Source organism: Kosakonia sp. Marseille-Q7440, from assembly GCF_965119485.1.
The window spans coordinates 595,706-615,069 of record NZ_CBCPLT010000002.1 but is presented as its reverse complement, the minus strand read 5'-3'; the positions used below and the strand labels follow the sequence as shown (position 1 = coordinate 615,069).

Below are 19,364 nucleotides of genomic sequence, written 5' to 3'. Positions count from 1 at the left end.
TCTCTCCTTGTCAAACCCATCAGACCCGCTTGTTTCGCAGCATGGCCGCGAATTACATCATGACTACGTCAAACTGCTCCTGATTATAGAGCGGCTCGATTTGTACTTTGACCTGCTTACCGACGAAGATTTCCACCTCCGCCAGCGCATGAGACTCTTCGCTCTTCAGCGCTTCCGCCACGGCCGGAGAGGCGTAGACCAGGAAGCGATCGGAGTCGTAGGCGTGATGCACGCGCACGATTTCGCGCATGATTTCATAGCACACCGTTTCGACTGACTTTACCGTGCCGCGCCCGTGACAGGTCGGACACTCGTTGCACAGCACATGTTCAACGCTTTCGCGGGTGCGTTTGCGGGTCATCTCCACCAGGCCAAGCTGGGAGAAACCGTTGATGCTGGTTTTCACCCGGTCTTTGCTCAGCGCCTGCTCCAGCGAGTGCAGCACGCGGCGGCGGTGATCCTCATTATTCATATCGATAAAGTCGATGATGATAATGCCGCCGAGATTGCGCAACCGCAGCTGGCGGGCAATGGCCTGGGTGGCTTCAATGTTGGTATTAAAGATGGTGTCGTCGAGATTGCGATGGCCGACAAACGCGCCGGTATTAATATCGACGGTGGTCATCGCTTCGGTTTGATCGATAATCAGGTAGCCGCCCGATTTCAGCTCAACTTTGCGCTCCAGCGCGCGCTGGATTTCATTCTCGACATCAAAGAGATCGAAGATTGGCTGGCGGCCGCTGTAGTGCTCAAGCTTGCTGGTCATCTCGGGGATGTACTCTGCGGTAAACTCCAGCAGCGCTTCAAAAGTCAGGCGCGAGTCGACGCGGATGCGATCGAGATGGGCATCGGCGAAATCGCGCAGGACGCGCTGGGCTAACGCCAGCTCGCCATAGAGTTTATAGCGCGTCTGCTGGCGCTTTTTGCGCTCCATTACCTTCGTCCAGACGCGCTTCAGGTAGGCCGCGTCAGAGGCGAGATCCTCTTCGCAAACCCCTTCCGCAGCGGTGCGAATGATAAACCCGCCCTGCTCATCGCAGTAGCTCGCCACCACCTTTTTCAGGCGATCGCGCTCGGCTTCGCTCTCAATACGCTGGGAGACGCCAACGTGCGCGGCACCCGGCATAAAGACCAGATAACGGGAGGGTAAAGTGATGTCGGTGGTAAGACGCGCGCCTTTGGTGCCGAGGGGATCTTTCACCACCTGCACCATCAGGTCCTGGCCCTGGCGCACCAGCTCGGAGATATCGCGCACGGTAAAGTTCTTCTGCTCTTCACCGGCAACGCATTCGGTATGCGGCATAATGTCGGAGGCGTGTAGAAACGCCGCCTTTTCCAGACCAATATCTACAAAAGCCGCCTGCATACCCGGTAGCACCCGGCTGACCCGACCTTTGTAGATATTGCCTACTATCCCGCGCCGTGCTTCGCGCTCGATATGAATTTCCTGCAGAATGCCGCCGTCAATATAGGCAACACGCGTTTCCGATGGTGTAACGTTGACCAGTAATTCAGCCGTCATGATTATCTCTTCCTTCACGCACTGCGTTGAAATTGCTCAGCAATTCAAAGGTTTCCACCAGCGGTAAGCCAACGACAGCGTGATAACTGCCGTTAATTTTCCTGACAAAGCAACCGCCCAGCCCCTGAATACCATACGCACCGGCTTTATCCAGCGGTTCCCCGCTCGCTACATAGTCGGCAATATCCTTTTCTGATAACGCTCTGAAGGTCACTTCGGTTTCTACCAGACACTCCAGCACCTGCTCACGGTCCGCGATAGCGACAGCGGTCATCACCTGGTGAGTCTGCCCGGAGAGTTGACGAAGCATAGTGGCAGCATGCGAGGAGTCCTGCGGTTTTTCAAGCACTTCCCCATTTAATATGACAATAGTGTCGGCACCCAGCACCGGCAGATCGCGCGATACCATCGCCACGCCCGCCTGCGCTTTTTCCCGCGCCAGCCGCGCCACGTACTGCCTGGCGCTCTCGCCGGCCTGCCGCTGCTCCTCGATACCCGGAACAACACGCTCAAACGACACCCCAAGCTGCGTCAGTAATTCCTGACGGCGGGGAGAACCAGAAGCAAGCCAGATAGCTGTCATATCAACCTTTATTGCACCGCAAATTGCTGACGGATCTTACGCATAAGCAGGAAGATCCACGGCCAGAGCACGCCATTGACCAGGCTGCTCCAGAAAATTTCTGGTTTGAACGAGACGTTGATCACCAAAAATTCGGCCCAGAAGACGGCCACTTCTGTTGCCAGCGACAATAACATTACCACCAGCGCCTGTTGCCAGAGCGCCAGATTACGGAATAACTGAAATTTTAGTGCGACCAGATAGGCGACGATGCTCAGGGAGAGCGCCCGTACGCCGAGGGTGGATCCGCTAATGAGATCCAGTATGGCACCCATCGCGAAACCCGTACCGACATTTACGCGGTGTGGTAAAGCGAGGATCCAATAGAGCAGAATCAGCAGCACCCAGTTTGGCCGGTAGACGATGATGTCATCCGGCCAAGGCATGATTTGAAGCAATAGCGCAATGAAAAACGAGAGCCAGATGACCCAGCGCCCCTGGCTACGATAACTTGCCACTACTGCCCTCCCGACGATTGTTGCGGCATCGGCTGGGTTAAGCCGGTCGCCGGCGCAGGCATCGGTGCAGGCGGCCCCATGGTATCCGGAGAGGGCAAGACCTGCGGCATCATCTGCAGCAGACGCTCGTTCGCCACGCGGTGAACATCTTCCGGCGTGCGCGGGTTAGCGCCGTTGCGATCGGAGCCCCAGAGCAGCAGCAGGTAACGTAAACGTTGCAGACCAGCGGTTGGACGTGCCTGAATCACCGTGTACGCACGCTGGGTATCGAGTTTCACCGAGGAGACCACCGCAACCGGGTAGCCTTCCGGGAAACGCCCGCCGAGACCGGAAGTCACCAGCACATCACCCACGCGAATATCGGTGTTCGCTGGCAGATGTTCCAGCTGCAGATCGTCAGTACAGCCGTTACCGGCGGCAATGACGCGGATATCGTTACGCAGCACCTGGATCGGCAACGCATGAGTCGCATCACAAATCAGCAGCACGCGGCTGGTCATCTTAGCGACCGCAATCACCTGGCCGACAACGCCTTTATCGCTGATAACCGGCTGGCCTTCGTAAACGCCGTTGACGCTGCCTTTATCGATAACCACCTGATCGCTGTAGGGATCGTTAACCGTTGAGATCACCTGGGTGACCATTTTTTGCTCATCCTGACGCAGCGGCGAGCCGAGCAGTTCGCGCAGACGCGCGTTCTCCTGCTTGTACTGCCCTAACATCAGCAGCTCGCTGTTTTTCAGCAGCAGCTCCTGGCGCAGCGCCCGGTTTTCAAGTTCGAGCTGATCGCGCGAGGCCAGCGTTTGCGACACACTGTCTAATAATTCGCGGGGACCATTAGAAATAAAATAGAAAGGGCTGACGGCCGTATCCATGTACGTCCGGATCTGGCTGAACGTACCGAGGCGGCTGTCGGCGATAATGACTCCAAGCGCCACCAAAACCGCCAGGAACAGGCGAATCTGCAGTGACGGGCCACGGCTAAAAATTGGCTTCATAGGCTTTGCGTATTCTCAGGCCAGACAGATACGGAGCGCGAGGCCCCGTATCTGACGCGGATTACTCTTCGCTGAACAAGTCGCCGCCGTGCATATCGATCATTTCCAGCGCCTTGCCGCCGCCACGCGCTACGCAAGTCAGGGGATCTTCTGCCACTACCACAGGAATACCCGTCTCTTCCATCAGCAGACGGTCGAGGTTGCGCAGCAGCGCGCCGCCGCCGGTCAGAACCATACCGCGCTCGGAGATATCGGATGCCAGCTCCGGCGGGCACTGCTCCAGCGCGACCATGACAGCGCTAACGATGCCGGTCAGCGGCTCTTGCAGCGCTTCAAGGATTTCATTGGAGTTCAGGGTGAAACCGCGCGGAACACCTTCAGCCAGGTTACGACCGCGCACTTCGATTTCGCGCACTTCGTCGCCCGGGTAGGCAGAGCCGATTTCGTGTTTGATACGTTCTGCGGTGGCTTCACCAATCAGCGAGCCGTAGTTGCGGCGCACATAATTAATGATCGCTTCGTCGAAGCGGTCGCCGCCGATGCGGACAGAGGAGGAGTAAACCACGCCGTTTAAGGAGATAACGGCGACTTCGGTGGTACCACCACCGATATCGACGACCATAGAACCGGTCGCTTCGGAAACCGGCAGACCCGCACCAATCGCGGCGGCCATCGGCTCTTCAATCAGGAACACTTCGCGGGCGCCAGCGCCCTGCGCGGATTCACGGATCGCGCGGCGCTCAACCTGCGTGGCGCCAACCGGCACACAGACCAGTACGCGCGGGCTTGGGCGCATAAAGCTGTTGCTGTGTACCTGTTTGATAAAGTGCTGCAGCATCTTTTCGGTCACGAAGAAGTCCGCGATTACGCCATCTTTCATCGGGCGGATTGCAGCGATATTGCCCGGCGTACGGCCAAGCATCTGCTTCGCTTCATGACCGACTGCGGCCACGCTTTTCGGTGAACCGGCACGATCCTGGCGAATGGCCACCACGGAAGGCTCATTCAGTACGATGCCTTGTCCTTTTACATAAATCAGGGTATTCGCGGTACCCAGGTCAATGGACAGGTCATTGGAAAACATGCCACGAAATTTTTTCAACATACTAAGGGATAATCCTGAAAGCTGGGGCGGAAAGAAAAATCCGCTTACTTTACCAACCACACGCAGCAGCGACAAGGCACAAGAAGTCTCAGCTACGGTGAAAATTAGTGCAGTTTGTTTCCTTTGTTGCAAAACGACATGACTCTGTCCGGAAGCGTAAAAAAACCGTCGTTCCGGCACATTGCGCCTGCAAGCTGGCAAAGGTCAAACCGGCATTTTTACTGCAACAATCTGGCGGGCAGGCTCGCACGCCCCCCGACCACGGCAGCGCGCGTTATTCTACGTGAAAACGACTCAAACAGCAGTTCAAACCGAGTATCTTTGTGAATATTTTTTCACATTGGTGTCGAGCGGCTGGGACGCCGCGAAGAAATCGCCCTGTCCGCCCGCCACGCCTCGCTCCACCAGCATCTGCCATTCGCCGCGCGTGCGAACGCCGGTCGCAAAGACGCGGGTTCCTGTGCCTTTACACGCTTCAACAAGGCTCTGTACCAGCAGCTGGTTTTCGGTGCGCTTCTCAATGTTCCTGACCAACCCCGGATGCAGCTTCAGTAACTCGACATCCAGCGCTTTGATCCAGCTGGTGCTGACCAACGTCAGACCCGCCTGAACCACCGCCACGCGCGCGCCTAATCCATTGATCAATCGCACGACCGACTGCAATCGGCTGATGTGTTGACACACATCGGCCTCTGCAAGTTCAAAAATAATCCGTTTGCGTTGCGATTTTTCGCATTGCATCAAGGTATCGCGCAGCCAGCGCTGGAAGCGCGGACGGATCAGCGACTCGACGGTGACCTCAATGGCGAGGTTCTCCTCCGGCCAGTAGCCGAGGAACGGCATTAAACGCGTGATCTGCAGCCGGTCATACTCTTCTGACATGCCAAATTGCAGTACCATCTGCATATACTCTTCGGCGATCACCTCCTGTTCGCCGTCGAAAATGCGGCACATCAGCTCCCGGTGGTGCACTTGCCCGTCGCGGTTAACCGCTGGTTTCTGGTAGACGCGCGGCCCGCCGCGGCTCAGCATCTGCTCAATCAGCGTTCGCCAGCGCACATTGCCACGCCCCTGCTCCGGTAACGAGTCGTCATAGACCGACCAGCTGTTGGTGCCCTGTAGCACCGCGTTGCGCGCCGCCGCCTCCGCGTGCTCCATCACCTGCCGGGTCGACTGCCCACCGCGCCAGCTGCAAATGCCGATATGCATAATGTCTTCGCGGGTCAACATTTTGGTCGGCGGCAAACCATCCACCGCTTTCAGGATCTGCCCGGCGATGCTCTCCGCCTCTTTTAATGTGCGGTGCGGAAGCAGTACCGCGAAGTCACTGCGGTGATAGCGCGCCAGCAGCGCGCCGGGGTAACGCATAATAAAGGTGGAGAGCAGGTTAATAAGGGTAAAGAGATACTCTTCGGCGGCAGAGGCAAGCCCGTCGCTGTCGCGCAGCAGGTCAAAATCTGGCAAGCGGATCATCATCACCACGCCGTGCGAACCGACCTTCTCCTGATCTTCTAATAGTGTTGCCAGTTGATTATCAAAAAAGAGGCGGTTATTGAGGCCGGTGCGAGTGTCCTGCGCCGCATAAGAGCGGATAAGCGTATCCATGCGGCTGCGCTGATCGCTGGCAAACTGAATATCTGTTAACAGCACGTCCAGCGCGCTGCTGGTTCGCGACGGCCACTCATAGATGCTACCGCGCACCTGCGCGCCGCGCTCGCCATTAAGGATGCGCGTCGCCCGCAGTTCCAGCAGCTCCTGGCCGGAGAGTTGCCGCCGTAGCCAGCGCACCGCGAGGAAGATAATGACGATCATAAAACCAATCGCCACCGTCAGCGGCGCGGTGGTCATCATCGAGCGGAAGTAGTTGGCCATCGGATCCTGATAGACCAGCGTAAAGGTCACGCCGGGGATCTTCATCGACGGCATCTCAATCTCGCGCATGGCGGAGTTACTGCCCGCCGGGCGATAACTCCCTTTGCGCGTATGGCTTAAAAGGGTATGGCGGCCCTGCTTGATGGCAATCGAGGTGATATCGACCGGCACCATCATCTCATCAAGCTGCGTGGAGAGGCGCGGAAACGGAGTGGAGATCAGGCGGGTGTCGATAACAGTAGCGACGGCCTGCACGCGATTGGCGACTTTATCCTGTATCGCGTTATAAAAGCTGAGTGAGCAGCCGATGAGCGTGACGAAAATCGCCAGCCCGGTCAGAAGTGTTACAAAAGCACTAAATTTCGTCGTTAATCGCATCCCTGATTTAACTCCGCGCGTGTAAAGAACAGAACGATATCGTCTGAAGAAGGTCTGTATAGTAAGCACTAACTTTTGAGCTTCGCCGCGACACGCGCGCGCACTGCGGTGAAGCCTGAAAATGGCACACCGTTTCACCCAGCGAGTATAGTCTTCAGAAATTTTTTTCCAATCATCAATAAGCTTAAAGAATGTCTTTAACACGCAATTTTCACTAATTGCTAACTTACTCTTCTTCGCGTTAACGTAGCTTTCCCTACGCCAGCCGCGACACCGTCAGAGGATGTAAATGAAGAAAAAATTGACCGAAGCAGATGTCACCGCTGAATCCGTGTTTTTTATGCAGCGCCGCCAGGTATTAAAGATGCTCGGCATCGGTGCAACGGCCGCCACACTCCCTTCGGTGGCGCACGCCGATCTTCTTGACTGGTTTAAAGGCAATGACCGCCCAAAAGCGCCGGCTGGTAAACCACTTACATTCACCCAGCCTGCCGAATGGCAAAGTAAGCTGCCGTTGACGCCGGAAGAGAAGGTTACCGGTTACAACAACTTTTATGAGTTTGGGCTGGATAAAGCCGATCCTGCTGCCAATGCTGGCAGCATGAAGACCGATCCCTGGACATTGACCATTGATGGCGAAGTGGCGAAACCGCTGACGCTCGATCATGCGGCGCTGACTTCGCGCTTTCCGCTGGAGGAGCGCATTTACCGTATGCGCTGCGTCGAAGCCTGGTCGATGGTGGTGCCGTGGATTGGTTTTCCGCTGCATAAACTGCTGGCGCTGGTGGAGCCGACCAGCAAAGCGAAGTATGTCGCTTTTGAAACACGTTATGCGCCCGATGAGATGCCGGGCCAGAAGGATCGCTTTATTGGCGGCGGGCTGGCCTACCCTTATGTAGAGGGGTTGCGTATAGATGAAGCGATGCATCCGCTCACGCTGCTCACCGTCGGGGTCTATGGTAAAGCGCTGCCGCCGCAGAACGGAGCGCCGATCCGCCTCATCGTACCGTGGAAATATGGCTTTAAAGGCATTAAGTCTATTGTGAGTATTAAGCTCACCAGCCAGCGTCCGCCGACGACGTGGAACCTCTCCGCGCCAAATGAGTATGGCTTCTATGCCAATGTGAACCCGCATGTCGATCACCCGCGCTGGTCGCAGGCGACGGAGCGTTTTATCGGTTCGGGCGGTGCGCTGGACGTTAAACGCCAGCCGACGCTGCTGTTTAACGGCTACGGTGAAGAGGTCGCTTCCCTCTATCGCGGTCTCGATTTGCGGGAGAACTTCTAAGTGCGGTTAACGGCAAAACAGATTACCTGGCTTAAAGTTGCGCTACATCTTGCCGGTTTCCTGCCGCTGCTCTGGCTCTTCTGGGCAGCGAACCAGGGCTACTTCAGCGCCGATCCGGCAAAAGATATTCAACATTTCACCGGCAGAATGGCGCTGAAGTTTCTGCTTGCCAGCCTGCTGATCACTCCACTTGCGCGCTACGGTAAGCAGCCACTGCTGATCCGTACGCGTCGGCTGCTTGGGCTGTGGTGCTTTGCGTGGGCCAGCTTACATCTGGTCAGCTATACGCTGCTGGAACTGGGCATTAATAACCTGGCTTTGCTCGGACAAGAGTTGGTCACGCGCCCTTATTTAACCCTGGGTGCAATAAGTTGGCTGATCTTGCTGGCGCTGGCCGCGACGTCGACGCAGTGGGCGCAACGTAAACTGGGCAGACGCTGGCAAACTCTGCACAACTTCGTCTATCTGGTGGCGATCCTCGCACCGATTCACTACCTCTGGTCGGTGAAGATCCTCTCCCCGCAGCCGATTCTCTACGCGGTTGCCGCGCTGGTATTGTTAGCGTTGCGTTACAAAAAATTCCGTCAATGGTGGCGTTAGCCACCGTTTTTGCGCGGTTCCCCGCAGAAAAAGCGCCTTTCGCGACGCGTTCCCGCAACATGAATTAGAATCTTCTCAGATAAGACCAGTATTTAGCTGCCAAAAGCAACGAAATGGTTATAATGTGCGACTTTGGTTCGTTTATCGGACTTTTTTAAGCTCCGAAAAGGTGACAAGCGCGAATCGAAGGTATATTTTGTTTTTTGCCGAAGAATCGCAGGAGATAGCAGCATAATGGCTGATAAGTTCCATGTATTGGTTTTGAACGGACCGAACCTGAATATGCTCGGTACGCGAGAGCCGGAGAAGTACGGCACGCTGACGCTTGAGGAGATTGTTAATTCTTTGAGAACGGAAAGCGCGTCACTTAACGTGGAACTGGCACATTTTCAGTCAAACGCGGAGTACGCAATCATCGACCGTATTCATCAGGCTAAAGACGTAACTGACTTTATCCTGATTAATCCGGCCGCGTTTACGCACACCAGTGTTGCTATCCGTGATGCGTTGCTGGCGGTGAATATCCCGTTTATCGAGATTCACCTCAGCAATGTACATGCGCGGGAGCCGTTCCGTCACCACTCCTATCTCTCGGATATTGCCGTTGGCGTTATCTGCGGGCTTGGTGCGGACGGTTATTCATACGCTTTACAGACGGCGGTAAAACGCCTGTCACAATCACACTAAACAAGAGTACGGAACCCACTCATGGATATTCGTAAGATTAAAAAACTGATCGAGCTGGTTGAAGAATCAGGCATCTCCGAACTGGAAATCTCCGAAGGCGAAGAGTCTGTGCGCATCAGCCGCAGCGCACCTGCCGCAAGTTTCCCGATGATGCAGCAGGCTTACGCCGCGCCGATGATGCAACAACAGCCTGCCCTGGCGAACGCTGTCGCTACGACAGCCACAGTAGAAGCACCGGCAGCCGCAGCAGAAATCAGTGGTCACATCGTACGTTCCCCGATGGTCGGAACCTTCTATCGCACCCCGAGCCCGGATGCGAAAGCCTTTATCGAAATCGGCCAGAAAGTTAACGTGGGCGACACCCTCTGCATCGTTGAAGCGATGAAAATGATGAACCAGATCGAAGCCGATAAATCAGGCGTGGTGAAAGCCATTCTGGTCGAGAGTGGCCAACCGGTTGAATTTGACGAGCCGCTGGTCGTCATCGAGTAACGAGGCGCACATGCTGGATAAAATTGTTATCGCCAACCGCGGCGAGATCGCACTGCGAATCCTTCGTGCCTGTAAAGAGCTGGGCATTAAGACCGTCGCTGTGCACTCCACGGCGGATCGCGATTTAAAACACGTATTACTGGCGGACGAAACGGTCTGTATCGGTCCGGCACCGTCCGTTAAAAGTTACCTGAATATCCCGGCGATCATCTCTGCGGCCGAAATCACTGGCGCAGTGGCGATTCACCCGGGTTATGGCTTCCTCTCTGAGAACGCCAACTTCGCTGAGCAGGTTGAACGCTCCGGCTTTATCTTTATCGGCCCGAAAGCCGACACCATTCGCCTGATGGGCGATAAAGTGTCCGCGATCAACGCGATGAAGAAAGCGGGCGTACCTTGCGTACCGGGTTCTGACGGCCCGCTGGGCGACGACGTTGACGCTAACCGTGCCCATGCAAAACGCATCGGCTACCCGGTTATCATCAAAGCTTCCGGCGGCGGCGGCGGTCGCGGTATGCGCGTAGTGCGCAAAGACGCCGACCTGGCGCAGTCCATTGCCATGACGCGCGCGGAAGCAAAAGCGGCGTTCAACAACGACATGGTCTACATGGAGAAGTACCTGGAAAATCCTCGCCACGTCGAGATCCAGGTGCTGGCAGATGGTCAGGGTAACGCGATCTATCTGGCCGAGCGTGACTGCTCCATGCAGCGCCGCCACCAGAAAGTGGTTGAAGAGGCACCAGCTCCGGGCATCACGCCGGAACTGCGTCGCTACATCGGTGAGCGTTGTGCGAAAGCGTGTGTTGATATCGGCTATCGCGGTGCGGGTACCTTCGAGTTCCTGTTTGAGAACGGCGAGTTCTACTTTATTGAGATGAACACCCGTATTCAGGTAGAGCACCCGGTAACCGAAATGATCACCGGCGTTGATCTGATCAAAGAGCAGCTGCGTATCGCTGCCGGTCAGCCGCTCTCCATCACTCAGGAAGAAGTGGTGATCAAAGGTCATGCGGTTGAATGCCGTATTAACGCCGAAGATCCCAACACCTTCCTGCCGAGCCCGGGCAAAATCACGCGCTTCCATGCGCCAGGTGGTTTTGGCGTGCGCTGGGAATCGCATATCTACGCCGGTTATACCGTACCGCCGTATTACGATTCCATGATAGGCAAGCTGATTTGCTACGGCGAGAGCCGTGATGTGGCGATTGCACGTATGAAGAATGCGCTGCAGGAGCTGATCATCGACGGGATTAAAACCAACGTCGATCTGCAGATGCGCATTATGTCTGACGAGAACTTCCAGCACGGTGGAACCAACATCCACTACCTGGAGAAGAAGCTCGGTCTGCAGGAAAAATAATCGCGATTACGCGCAAAAGGCCGGTTCTTCCGGCCTTTTTTCTTTTTCTCTCCCCTCATCTTTTCCTTAAGGTACAATCCCCGCTTTCTTCATCCACAAGGGAATAAAATGGACAACCGTTTTGTTCAGGCACACATTGAAGCCCGCTGGGCGCTGTGGCTGACCCTTCTCTATCTTGCTGCCTGGTTAGTGTGTGCTTACCTACCGGATTCAGCGCAGGGCATCACCGGTTTACCCCACTGGTTTGAGATGGCCTGCCTGTTAACGCCGCTGGTGTTTGTGCTGCTCTGCTGGGCGATGGTGCGTTTTATCTTCCGTGATATCCCGCTGGAGGATAAGGATGCAAACTGAAATTATTGCCGTGCTGGTGATCTACCTGTTCATCGTTTTCGGCCTCTCCTTCTATGCCATGCGTCAGCGCAGCAGCGGCACCTTTCTGAGCGAGTATTTCCTCGGGAGCCGCTCGATGGGCGGATTTGTGCTGGCGATGACCCTGACGGCGACCTATGTCAGCGCCAGCTCCTTTATCGGCGGCCCGGGCGCTGCCTATAAATTCGGCCTCGGCTGGGTACTGCTGGCGATGATCCAGGTGCCGACCATCTGGCTGTCGCTCGGTATCCTCGGCAAAAAATTCGCCATTCTTGCCCGGCGGTATAACGCTATTACCCTCAACGATATGCTGATGGCCCGCTACCAGAGCCGGGCGGTGGTGTGGCTCGCCAGCATCAGTTTACTGGTGGCCTTTGTTGGGGCGATTGCCGTGCAGTTTATCGGCGGCGCGCGGCTGCTGGAGACCGCTGCGGGCATCAAGTATGAATCTGGCCTGCTGATTTTCGGCATCACCATTGCGCTCTACACCGCGTTTGGCGGTTTTCGTGCAAGCGTACTGAACGACACCATGCAGGGAATGGTCATGTTGATCGGCACGCTTGTTCTGCTGGCGGGGGTGATCCATGCGGCGGGCGGTCTGCACCATGCGGTGGATACTCTGCGGCAGATCGACCCGAAACTGGTCAGCCCCCACGGCGCGAGCGATATTCTCACCCCGGCCTTTATGACCTCTTTCTGGGTGCTGGTCTGCTTTGGTGTAATTGGCCTGCCGCATACCGCCGTGCGCTGCATCTCTTATAAAGACAGCAAATCGGTGCATCGCGGCATTATTATCGGCACCATTGTGATTGCGCTGTTGATGCTCGGTATGCACCTGGCGGGCGCGCTCGGCCGGGCGGTGCTGCCGCATCTGTCGGTGCCGGATCAGGTGATCCCCACCTTAATGGTCGAGGTGCTGCCACCGTGGGCGGCGGGGCTGTTTCTCGCCGCGCCGATGGCGGCGATCATGTCTAACGTCAACGCTCATCTGTTACAGGCTTCTGCCACCATCATTAAAGATCTGTGGCTCAGCGCCCAGCCGACTAAAATTCGTCATGAGCCGAGTCTGAAGCGTATTTCAACGGCAACCACACTCATTCTCGGCGTGCTGATGATGCTGGCAGCATGGCGTCCGCCGGAGATGATCATCTGGCTGAACCTGCTGGCGTTCGGCGGTCTTGAAGCCGTGTTCCTGTGGCCGCTGGTGCTGGGGCTTTACTGGGAGCGGGCAAATGCCGCAGGTGCGCTCAGCGCCATGATTGTCGGCGGCGTGCTGTATGCCGTGCTCGCCACCCTGAATATTCAGTACCTGGGCTTTCATCCGATCGTGCCCTCGCTGCTGCTAAGTTTGTTAGCCTTTGTGGTCGGGAACCGTTTTGGTCGCCCGGTGCCGCAGGCTGCTTCCCTTTCTGCTAATCAATAAAGAGTAACGCCATGCCATGGATCCAACTGAAACTGAACACCACTGGCGCGCATGCTGAAGATCTGAGCGACGCTCTGATGGAAGCAGGCGCAGTCTCCATTACCTTCCAGGATACGCACGACACCCCCGTGTTTGAGCCGCTGCCGGGCGAGACCCGCCTGTGGGGCGATACCGATGTGATCGGTCTGTTCGATGCTGAAACAGAGATGGCAGAGGTGGTTGCCCAACTCGCCTCTCATCCGCTGCTGGGCGAAGGCTTCGCGCATAAAATTGAGCAGCTGGAAGATAAAGACTGGGAGCGCGAGTGGATGGATAACTTCCACCCGATGCGCTTTGGCGAGCGGCTGTGGATCTGCCCGAGCTGGCGCGATGTGCCGGATGAAACCGCCGTCAACGTGATGCTCGATCCCGGCCTGGCATTCGGCACCGGCACCCATCCGACCACGTCGCTCTGCCTACAGTGGCTCGACGGCCTCGATCTTAACGGCAAAACGGTGATCGATTTTGGCTGCGGCTCCGGCATTCTGGCGATCGCTGCCCTGAAGCTGGGTGCGGCGAAAGCGATCGGGATCGATATCGATCCGCAGGCGATCCAGGCGAGCCGCGATAATGCCGAGCGCAATGGCGTGTCAGACCGCCTTGAACTCTATCTGCCGGACGATCAGCCCGCAGAGATGAAAGCCGACGTGGTAGTCGCAAATATCCTCGCCGGTCCGCTGCGCGAGCTGGCACCGCTGATTAGCGTTCTGCCTGTTACGGGCGGACTGCTGGGGCTGTCGGGCATTCTTGCCAGCCAGGCAGAGAGCGTTTGTGAAGCTTATACCAACCTGTTCAACCTCGATCCGGTGGTTGAAAAAGAGGAGTGGTGCCGCATCACCGGCCAGAAAAAATAGTCCCCACAGCGTGGCCTTCCGGCCACGCTTTTTATTCCCCTGCCGTTTGTAGTGATTTATTTCCCGTGAAGTTTATAATGAGCCGCCGCTGTATTAACGGATGGTAAATCATTGATTTATAAACATTCATCGGATGAATACTATGTCACTTCGTATAGCAAAAACAGCCTTTGCTGTGGCAAGCCTGTTTCCCTTACTGGCGTGGTCCGCTCACTGGAGTTATGAAGGCGCAACGTCGCCGGAACATTGGGGTGAGTTAAGTCAGGAGTTTCAGACCTGCCAGAGTGGTAAAAACCAGTCGCCAATTGATATTGATAATATCGTCACTGCTCGCCTTTCACCGCTTAGCAGCCACTACCGTGAAAGCCCCGCGCTGCTGATAAACAATGGCCATACTCTGCAAGCCAACTTTATCGATAACCTCAATACCATAGAGCTGGCGGGAGTTGTCTCGCACCTCCAGCAGTTTCACTTCCACGCCCCCAGTGAGCATACCCTGCATGGCAAGCATGCCCCGCTGGAGATGCATCTGGTTCATACCTCGGTGAAAGGCGATATCACCGTTGTCGCGGTGCTATTTGAAACGGGGGCGGCAAATCGTGAGCTGGCGGCGCTATCGCAGCATCTCCCCACTCGCGGTGGCTCAACGGCGCTAACGGCGCAGCACATTGATATTGCGGCGCTGCTGCCGCGTGATAAGACCTACTGGCGCTTTAGCGGATCGCTGACCACGCCGCCCTGTTCAGAAGGGGTCACCTGGCTGGTAATGAAACAGCCGCTGACACTCTCTCCCGAGCAGCTTGCGCAGTTCAAATCTGCGCTCGGTCACGCCAATAACCGCCCAACACAGCAGCTGTATGGCCGGCTGGTCGTCGAGTAGCAGCCTGTAAATACCAGCATAAAAATGAGAGCGGGTTCGCAAAATCCGCTTTTTTTTGGCTTAAAAATCAGCAGTTATGCTGCTTATTGCCCCATTAAAAACGATAAATCTCGTGAATTTATCAGCAAGCTAAAAATTTTAGCTTTGCTATAACCCAATGAAAATTATGATGTAATGCCTGTTTGCCTCGCCAGGACTGGCTATTCCTTGATCTACAACAGTGGATTGCTCAAAGTTTGGCCTTTCATCTCGTGCAAAAAATGCGTAATATACGCCGCCTTGCAGTCACAGTATGGTCATTTCTTAACTCATGCGCATCGGACACCACCAGCTTAGAAATCGCCTGATCGCAGCGCCCATGGCTGGCATTACTGACAGACCTTTCCGGACGCTGTGCTACGAGATGGGAGCCGGTTTAACCGTATCCGAGATGATGTCGTCTAACCCGCAGGTTTGGGAAAGCGACAAATCACGACTGCGGATGGTGCACATTGATGAGCCCGGTATTCGCACCGTGCAAATTGCGGGCAGCGACCCGGAAGAGATGGCCCAAGCCGCACGTATTAACGTGGAAAGTGGCGCTCAAATTATTGATATCAATATGGGCTGTCCGGCTAAAAAGGTGAATCGCAAGCTTGCAGGTTCCGCCCTGTTGCAGCACCCGGATTTGGTGAAATCGATCCTCACCGCGGTGGTTGGCGCAGTGGATGTTCCTGTAACCCTGAAGATTCGCACAGGCTGGGCCCCTGAGCACCGTAACTGCGTAGAGATTGCCCAACTGGCTGAAGAGTGTGGCATTCAGGCTCTGACCATTCATGGACGCACCCGCGCCTGTTTGTTCAATGGAGAAGCTGAGTACGACACGATTCGGGCAGTTAAGCAGAAAGTTTCCATTCCGATTATCGCGAATGGCGACATTACTGACCCGCTTAAAGCCAGAGCTGTGCTCGACTATACGGGGGCGGATGCCCTGATGATAGGCCGCGCAGCTCAGGGAAGACCCTGGATCTTTCGGGAAATCCAGCACTATCTGGACACTGGGGAGCTGCTGGCTCCGCTGCCACTGGCAGAGGTTAAGCGCTTGCTTTGCGCGCACGTTCGGGAACTGCATGACTTTTACGGTCAGGCAAAAGGTTACCGAATTGCACGTAAACACGTCTCCTGGTATCTCCAGGAGCACGCCCCGAATGACCAGTTTCGGCGCACATTCAACGCCATTGAGAATGCCAGCGAACAGCTGGAGGCGTTGGAGGCATACTTCGAAAATTTTGCGTAAACAGAAATAAAGAGCTGACAGAACTATGTTCGAACAACGCGTAAATTCTGACGTACTGACCGTTTCTACCGTTAACTCTCAGGATCAGGTAACCCAAAAACCGCTCCGTGACTCGGTAAAACAGGCACTGAAGAACTATTTTGCTCAACTGAACGGTCAGGATGTTAATGACCTCTATGAGCTGGTACTGGCTGAAGTAGAACAGCCACTGTTGGACATGGTGATGCAATACACCCGTGGTAATCAGACCCGCGCGGCGCTGATGATGGGCATCAACCGCGGTACGCTGCGTAAAAAACTGAAAAAATACGGCATGAACTGATTCGTCAGTGAGTGGTATTGATAAAAAGGCGCTGACCGGCATGGGTAAGCGCCTTTTTTATTGCCTGAAATGACGCTAAAAAGAGCGCTTTCATCGGCATTACCTCAGCGCAAAATCGTGTATATTTTCCGCAAATGGTTGCAAAAAAGGGAGAGACGGAATGATTCGCAAATATGGGTGGCTGCTGGTTTTCGCTCTCTCGATCTTTGCGCTGGATGGCTTAATCATGCAGTGGATCGAGTATCTGACCACTGACATTAATAAATGCCGCAATATGAACTCCGTCAATCCACTCAAACTGGTTCACTGCGATTCTCTCTAAGTGATTGCTTGCTGCGATATTTGGTAAAATGCAGCGATCGCCTTGATTAACGCAGGGATTTAAATCGATTTGAGTCCTTCCCGGACAGTGATAATGTCTCAGCCCTTTTCGCCTCTACGACCGTAGCAATACGTAACGCCATTAGTGAATGAGTTGATGACATCATGCTGGTTAGCCAATACGACTATATCCTTGTTGTTGTTTCGTTTGTTGTAGCCATTCTGGCCTCTTATACCGCCCTGAATATGGCCGGACGCGTCTCCACCAGCAGCGGTGCCTCATCCTGGGTATGGCTGTGCGGCGGCGGCGTGGCGATGGGCATCGGCATCTGGGCGATGCACTTTATCGGCATGCTGGCGATGAATATGTCGATGAACATGCGCTACGAGCCTGTTCTCACCGGCTTATCGATGGCGATCGCCATTGGCTCCTCGCTGTTTGCGTTGTGGCTGGTTAGCGCGCCAAAGCTGCACCTGCGTCGGCTGATTCCTGGCTCTGTCGTAATGGGTCTCGGCATTGCCGCGATGCATTACACCGGTATGGCGGCGCTACAGGTTTCCCCGCCAATTGTCTGGCACAAAGGCTGGATCGCCCTCTCTATACTGATTGCCCTGGCGGCCTCTTTCGCCGCGTTATGGCTCACCTTCCGCCTGCGCCACGAAGCGGCTCAGGTTGCGCTTATGCGCTTTGGCGCAGCCATCTTAATGGGGCTGGCCATCACCGGCATGCACTACACCGGAATGATGGCAGCGCAGATCCCCTTCCAGCATCATCACATTGCAATGGTGCATCACGGCTTCAATAACAACTGGCTTGCCGTGCTGGTCAGCATGATGGCCTTTTCCGTGCTCGGCATTACTTTACTGGTTTCGATGTTTGATGCTCGTTTACAGGCGCGCACGTCGCTGCTTGCCACTTCACTTGCGGCGGCAAACCGCGAGCTGGCGAGGCTGGCGCTTCATGACACCTTAACGCGCCTGCCAAACCGCGTCCTGCTGGAAGATCGCATTGAGCAGGCAATCAATAAAGCGCGCCGTGAAGAGCGCGCGTTTGCGCTGATGTTTATGGATCTCGACGGCTTTAAAACGGTCAACGACGCATGGGGACATGATGTCGGCGATAAGTTACTGGTGGCGGTAACCGAGCGGCTTACTCAACAACTGCAGGGGCAATATACGCTGGCGCGCATTGGCGGCGATGAGTTCGTGCTGCTGGCTGAGATTGCCGCACCGGACGATGCCGCCACGATCGCCAGTTCGCTCATCCGCGCTGTCGATCGCCCTTTTACTATTGATCCCTATGATGTGATGGTGACACTGAGTATCGGTATCGCGCTCTACCCTGACGATGGCAAAAATGAGCGCGAATTGATGTTCAACGCCGATGCTGCGATGTATCACACCAAACATATGGGCCGTAACGGCTATCACTTCTTTCAGCCCTCAATGAACCGGCTGGCGCAAACCCAGCTGCAGCTGCTGAATGATTTGTGGATGGCGCTGGAGCGTCAGGAGTTCCGCCTCGTTTACCAACCTAAATTCCAGGCACCTTCCGGGCCGGTTGTCGGTTTTGAGGCGCTGTTGCGCTGGCACCATCCCCAACAGGGTGTGCTGAGCCCGGATCTCTTTTTACCGCTGGCGGAGAAAACTGGCTTGATTGTTCCGCTCGGTGACTGGGTGATCGATGAGGCCTGCCGCCAGCTCAGCGAATGGCGCCAGCAGGGACATACGGACTGGACGATAGCCGTTAACCTTTCGACATTACAGTTCGAGCATAGCGCGCTGGTACAAACCATTCTGGGCACGCTGAGCAGACATAATGTTCCGCCTGAGCAGCTGATCCTTGAAGTAACTGAAACGACGGCGATGAGTAACCCCGATGAGAGTGTGCGGGTGCTAACCGAGTTGAGTGACGCAGGCGTGAAAGCATCGATTGACGACTTCGGGACCGGTTATTCGAGCCTGCTTTATCTTAAGCGTCTGCCGGCGTGCGAGCTGAAGATCGATCGCGCGTTTGTCCGCGAACTGGGCCAGGAGGGAGAAGATGCCACGATTGTTTCCGCGATCGTCGCGTTAGCCAGAACGCTGAACCTCAAAGTTGTGGCAGAGGGCGTCGAGACGGAAGAACAGCAGGCATTTCTCACCGAGCTGGGCTGCAATACGTTGCAGGGCTATCTCTTAGGTAAACCGGTCAGTGCAGAAACGATTACCGCACAAGGGAAGAGTCTCGCCCCCACTGAAACGGTGACGTGAATTTAATGATTAAATAAAGGCGTCTGCGGACGCTTTTATTTTACGTCAGTGAGAAATTAGATTATTCTCATGCCCTTAAGCGCTGTTTACGCTTTTAAACGCCTTCTTTTATCTTCCTTTTTTCTGAATCTCACTTTTATTTATCTCGTCTCCATAATTTCTGCACAATTTCGCTTAAATACCCTTTTTAACTTCATCAAGTTTACAAAGTACATATCCGGACATTATTGCCCCGGTGAATCTGT

At 55.2% G+C, this 19,364-nt stretch carries 19 protein-coding genes; 13 read left to right on the top strand and 6 right to left on the bottom strand.

Annotation, left to right across the window (positions count from 1 at the left end):
• Positions 1-52 precede the first annotated feature (52 nt).
• The 6 genes from rng to csrD form a co-directional block, all read right to left on the bottom strand.
• The gene (gene rng / locus ACWPW2_RS16850; RefSeq protein ID WP_023481025.1) at positions 53-1,522 is read right to left on the bottom strand and encodes a ribonuclease G; all 1,470 of its coding nucleotides are present in this window, start codon (positions 1,520-1,522) and stop codon (positions 53-55) included.
• Positions 1,512-2,105, bottom strand: a complete 594-nt coding sequence (locus ACWPW2_RS16845; protein ID WP_023480864.1) for a Maf family protein — start codon at positions 2,103-2,105, stop codon at positions 1,512-1,514. Before ACWPW2_RS16845 ends, rng begins: the two co-directional genes overlap by 11 nt.
• A gap of 8 nt (positions 2,106-2,113) precedes the next feature.
• On the bottom strand, positions 2,114-2,602 hold the full coding sequence (mreD, locus tag ACWPW2_RS16840; protein ID WP_454124280.1) for a rod shape-determining protein MreD: 489 nt from the start codon (positions 2,600-2,602) through the stop codon (positions 2,114-2,116).
• Positions 2,602-3,600, bottom strand: coding sequence for a rod shape-determining protein MreC (gene mreC, locus ACWPW2_RS16835; protein ID WP_023480946.1), 999 nt, complete (start codon positions 3,598-3,600; stop codon positions 2,602-2,604). Before mreC ends, mreD begins: the two co-directional genes overlap by 1 nt.
• A 61-nt stretch (positions 3,601-3,661) precedes the next feature.
• A complete protein-coding gene (gene mreB, locus ACWPW2_RS16830) occupies positions 3,662-4,705 on the bottom strand; it encodes a rod shape-determining protein MreB (protein WP_006818047.1) in 1,044 nt (347 codons plus the stop codon).
• Between the two features lie 306 nt (positions 4,706-5,011).
• Positions 5,012-6,955 carry an RNase E specificity factor CsrD gene (gene csrD, locus ACWPW2_RS16825; RefSeq protein WP_454124277.1) on the bottom strand — a complete coding sequence of 648 codons (1,944 nt, stop codon included), beginning with the start codon at positions 6,953-6,955 and terminating at the stop codon, positions 5,012-5,014.
• A 289-nt stretch (positions 6,956-7,244) separates the two neighbouring features.
• Here csrD and msrP point away from each other — a divergent pair, with 289 nt between their 5' ends.
• From msrP to ACWPW2_RS16760, 13 genes are all read left to right on the top strand, one after another.
• Positions 7,245-8,243: a protein-methionine-sulfoxide reductase catalytic subunit MsrP gene (msrP, locus tag ACWPW2_RS16820; RefSeq protein ID WP_454124275.1), complete on the top strand. Its 999-nt coding sequence runs from the start codon at positions 7,245-7,247 to the stop codon at positions 8,241-8,243.
• Entirely contained in the window at positions 8,244-8,843 is a 600-nt protein-coding gene (msrQ, locus tag ACWPW2_RS16815; protein WP_312122069.1) for a protein-methionine-sulfoxide reductase heme-binding subunit MsrQ, read from the top strand. It begins immediately after the preceding gene.
• Positions 8,844-9,077: 234 nt separating this feature from the next.
• Positions 9,078-9,530 (top strand): type II 3-dehydroquinate dehydratase, encoded by a 453-nt coding sequence (gene aroQ / locus ACWPW2_RS16810; RefSeq protein ID WP_023480704.1) that lies wholly within the window; start codon positions 9,078-9,080, stop codon positions 9,528-9,530.
• A 21-nt stretch (positions 9,531-9,551) separates the two neighbouring features.
• Positions 9,552-10,022: an acetyl-CoA carboxylase biotin carboxyl carrier protein gene (accB, locus tag ACWPW2_RS16805; RefSeq protein ID WP_187800287.1), complete on the top strand. Its 471-nt coding sequence runs from the start codon at positions 9,552-9,554 to the stop codon at positions 10,020-10,022.
• Positions 10,023-10,032: 10 nt separating this feature from the next.
• Positions 10,033-11,382: an acetyl-CoA carboxylase biotin carboxylase subunit gene (accC, locus tag ACWPW2_RS16800; RefSeq protein ID WP_023480919.1), complete on the top strand. Its 1,350-nt coding sequence runs from the start codon at positions 10,033-10,035 to the stop codon at positions 11,380-11,382.
• Positions 11,383-11,490: 108 nt separating this feature from the next.
• Positions 11,491-11,733 (top strand): YhdT family protein, encoded by a 243-nt coding sequence (locus ACWPW2_RS16795; RefSeq protein ID WP_023481056.1) that lies wholly within the window; start codon positions 11,491-11,493, stop codon positions 11,731-11,733.
• On the top strand, positions 11,723-13,174 hold the full coding sequence (gene panF / locus ACWPW2_RS16790; protein WP_023480847.1) for a sodium/pantothenate symporter: 1,452 nt from the start codon (positions 11,723-11,725) through the stop codon (positions 13,172-13,174). The genes ACWPW2_RS16795 and panF overlap by 11 nt, the downstream gene beginning before the upstream one ends.
• A gap of 11 nt (positions 13,175-13,185) precedes the next feature.
• Positions 13,186-14,067 (top strand): 50S ribosomal protein L11 methyltransferase, encoded by an 882-nt coding sequence (gene prmA, locus ACWPW2_RS16785; protein WP_312122076.1) that lies wholly within the window; start codon positions 13,186-13,188, stop codon positions 14,065-14,067.
• 142 nt (positions 14,068-14,209) lie between these two features.
• The gene (locus tag ACWPW2_RS16780; RefSeq protein ID WP_454124270.1) at positions 14,210-14,947 is read left to right on the top strand and encodes a carbonic anhydrase; all 738 of its coding nucleotides are present in this window, start codon (positions 14,210-14,212) and stop codon (positions 14,945-14,947) included.
• 310 nt (positions 14,948-15,257) lie between these two features.
• Entirely contained in the window at positions 15,258-16,223 is a 966-nt protein-coding gene (gene dusB / locus ACWPW2_RS16775) for a tRNA dihydrouridine synthase DusB (protein WP_034813628.1), read from the top strand.
• 25 nt (positions 16,224-16,248) lie between these two features.
• Positions 16,249-16,545 carry a DNA-binding transcriptional regulator Fis gene (fis, locus tag ACWPW2_RS16770; RefSeq protein ID WP_000462905.1) on the top strand — a complete coding sequence of 99 codons (297 nt, stop codon included), beginning with the start codon at positions 16,249-16,251 and terminating at the stop codon, positions 16,543-16,545.
• Between the two features lie 160 nt (positions 16,546-16,705).
• Positions 16,706-16,867 carry a DUF2556 family protein gene (locus ACWPW2_RS16765; protein WP_023480928.1) on the top strand — a complete coding sequence of 54 codons (162 nt, stop codon included), beginning with the start codon at positions 16,706-16,708 and terminating at the stop codon, positions 16,865-16,867.
• A 164-nt stretch (positions 16,868-17,031) separates the two neighbouring features.
• Entirely contained in the window at positions 17,032-19,119 is a 2,088-nt protein-coding gene (locus ACWPW2_RS16760) for a bifunctional diguanylate cyclase/phosphodiesterase (RefSeq protein ID WP_454124267.1), read from the top strand.
• The last annotated feature ends 245 nt before the right edge of the window (positions 19,120-19,364 follow it).

Excerpts from the sequence above, each read along its gene's own strand:
- ACWPW2_RS16845 (WP_023480864.1), bottom strand. The coding sequence starts at position 2,105 with ATGACAGCTATCTGGCTTGCTTCTGGTTCTCCCCGCCGTCAGGAATTA.
- msrP (WP_454124275.1), top strand. The coding sequence starts at position 7,245 with ATGAAGAAAAAATTGACCGAAGCAGATGTCACCGCTGAATCCGTGTTT.
- ACWPW2_RS16765 (WP_023480928.1), top strand. The coding sequence starts at position 16,706 with ATGATTCGCAAATATGGGTGGCTGCTGGTTTTCGCTCTCTCGATCTTT.
- mreB (WP_006818047.1), bottom strand. The coding sequence starts at position 4,705 with ATGTTGAAAAAATTTCGTGGCATGTTTTCCAATGACCTGTCCATTGAC.
- accC (WP_023480919.1), top strand. The coding sequence starts at position 10,033 with ATGCTGGATAAAATTGTTATCGCCAACCGCGGCGAGATCGCACTGCGA.
- prmA (WP_312122076.1), top strand. The coding sequence starts at position 13,186 with ATGCCATGGATCCAACTGAAACTGAACACCACTGGCGCGCATGCTGAA.
- accB (WP_187800287.1), top strand. The coding sequence starts at position 9,552 with ATGGATATTCGTAAGATTAAAAAACTGATCGAGCTGGTTGAAGAATCA.
- rng (WP_023481025.1), bottom strand. The coding sequence starts at position 1,522 with ATGACGGCTGAATTACTGGTCAACGTTACACCATCGGAAACGCGTGTT.
- panF (WP_023480847.1), top strand. The coding sequence starts at position 11,723 with ATGCAAACTGAAATTATTGCCGTGCTGGTGATCTACCTGTTCATCGTT.
- ACWPW2_RS16760 (WP_454124267.1), top strand. The coding sequence starts at position 17,032 with ATGCTGGTTAGCCAATACGACTATATCCTTGTTGTTGTTTCGTTTGTT.
- ACWPW2_RS16780 (WP_454124270.1), top strand. The coding sequence starts at position 14,210 with ATGTCACTTCGTATAGCAAAAACAGCCTTTGCTGTGGCAAGCCTGTTT.
- fis (WP_000462905.1), top strand. The coding sequence starts at position 16,249 with ATGTTCGAACAACGCGTAAATTCTGACGTACTGACCGTTTCTACCGTT.
- mreC (WP_023480946.1), bottom strand. The coding sequence starts at position 3,600 with ATGAAGCCAATTTTTAGCCGTGGCCCGTCACTGCAGATTCGCCTGTTC.
- ACWPW2_RS16795 (WP_023481056.1), top strand. The coding sequence starts at position 11,491 with ATGGACAACCGTTTTGTTCAGGCACACATTGAAGCCCGCTGGGCGCTG.
- csrD (WP_454124277.1), bottom strand. The coding sequence starts at position 6,955 with ATGCGATTAACGACGAAATTTAGTGCTTTTGTAACACTTCTGACCGGG.
- dusB (WP_034813628.1), top strand. The coding sequence starts at position 15,258 with ATGCGCATCGGACACCACCAGCTTAGAAATCGCCTGATCGCAGCGCCC.
- aroQ (WP_023480704.1), top strand. The coding sequence starts at position 9,078 with ATGGCTGATAAGTTCCATGTATTGGTTTTGAACGGACCGAACCTGAAT.